This window comes from Cognatundibacterium luofuense, from assembly GCF_018139685.1.
In the GTDB taxonomy this organism is placed as follows: domain Bacteria; phylum Pseudomonadota; class Gammaproteobacteria; order Burkholderiales; family Burkholderiaceae_D; genus Undibacterium; species Undibacterium luofuense.
The window spans coordinates 1-782 of sequence record NZ_JAGSPN010000046.1 but is presented as its reverse complement, the minus strand read 5'-3'; the positions used below and the strand labels follow the sequence as shown (position 1 = coordinate 782).

Below are 782 nucleotides of genomic sequence, written 5' to 3'. Positions count from 1 at the left end.
AGCGCATTTATTGATCAGCACCGTGCAATGTACGGGGCCGAGCCGATTTGCAAAGCATTGCAAGTCGCCCCGCCGCGGTACTGGCGCACTGCGGCACAAGCCAGAAATCCGGCATTGCGTTGTGCACGTGCTCACAGCGACAAACAGTTAAGCGCACATATTCACCGGATATGGCATGCAAATATTCAGGTCTATGGTGCGGAGAAAGTCTGGCGTCAGCTGAAACGCGAGCAGATTCAGGTGGCGCGCTGTACAGTGGAACGTCTGATGCGACGTGCAGGCCTGCGGGGAGCAATACAGGGTAAGGTGGTGCGTACAACCATCAGCAATTCCGCCGCGCCATGTCCGCTGGACCGTGTGAATCGTCAGTTCCGTGCTGACCGGCCAGATCAGTTGTGGGTCAGCGATTTTACGTATGTACCGACCTGGCAGGGGATGATCTATGTCGCTTTCGTGACGGACGTATTTGCGCGCCGGATTGTTGGCTGGCGGGTGAGCAGCTCGATGCATACGGAATTTGTGCTGGACGCACTTGAGCAGGCGCTGTATGCACGGCGACCGGCACACGGGAAAGGATTGATTCATCACAGTGATCGCGGTTCCCAGTATGTATCGATCCGCTACAGCGAAAGACTGGCAGAGGCCGGTATTGAGCCATCAGTCGAGAGTCGCGGAGACAGCTATGACAATGCTTTAGCGGAGATCATCAATGGTTTATACAAGACGGAACTGATCAAAAAGCGCGGGCCGTGGAAGACGCGGGAAGCAGTGGAGCTGGCGAC

The 782-nt window shown here is 56.1% G+C and carries 1 protein-coding gene and 1 other annotated feature; the gene reads left to right on the top strand.

From position 1 onward, the window contains the following. Positions 1–72, top strand: a sequence feature (AL1L pseudoknot). This feature is flagged as partial in the annotation. After that, the coding region (locus KDM89_RS19195) for an IS3 family transposase (RefSeq protein WP_212689521.1) at positions 1–782 on the top strand (782 nt) is incomplete at both ends. Its footprint overlaps the feature before it by 72 nt.